The following is a 511-nucleotide window of genomic DNA, read 5'->3' as shown; positions in this document are numbered from 1 at the left end:
TTCTGTTTCTTTAGCTCTTTTATATATTGAGTTTCGATATTAATTTTTGAATCGATTGAAGATAATAAACTTTCTATTTTATTTTGTTCTTCCAAAGGGGGGCAATAAATAAATGTTTCTCCATAATCTTTGAAATAGATATGTGGAATCCCAGAACCAACTTTGTATTTCTCAAAGTTGAAGTATTTTAAACAGAAAAAAATATATTTCAAATTAACATCTGGTTTTACAGTCAGATAGTTCAAAGTACCAATAACCGAAAACTTATCTGATGCGTATTGAACCTTTCCAACTCCAGATCCATCTTTGATTATTAAAATTGCATCTTCATTAATTTGAGGATTTTCCGTAAATGCAATAATACCTGTAGCTCCATAAACTGGGTAAATCCCATTTTTATCAATTACATCGGATTCTGTTAATGATGATGAATAGGAAGAAACACAATTATTTATTTTCTTATTTGGTACTTGATTTAGAATTAGCTTCTGACAAAGCCCTTTAATTAAGG

At 28.8% G+C, this 511-nt stretch carries 1 protein-coding gene; it reads right to left on the bottom strand.

Going from position 1 to position 511, the window contains the following annotated elements; genetic code table 11:
- The coding region (locus ACFSAH_RS14055) for a restriction endonuclease subunit S (protein ID WP_379663375.1) at window positions 1–511 on the bottom strand (511 nt) is incomplete at both ends.

Origin of the sequence: Pseudopedobacter beijingensis (assembly GCF_042678145.1) — a bacterium.
Taxonomy (GTDB): Bacteria; Bacteroidota; Bacteroidia; order Sphingobacteriales; family Sphingobacteriaceae; genus Pseudopedobacter; species Pseudopedobacter beijingensis.
This window is presented reverse-complemented; position numbering and strand designations above follow the sequence as displayed.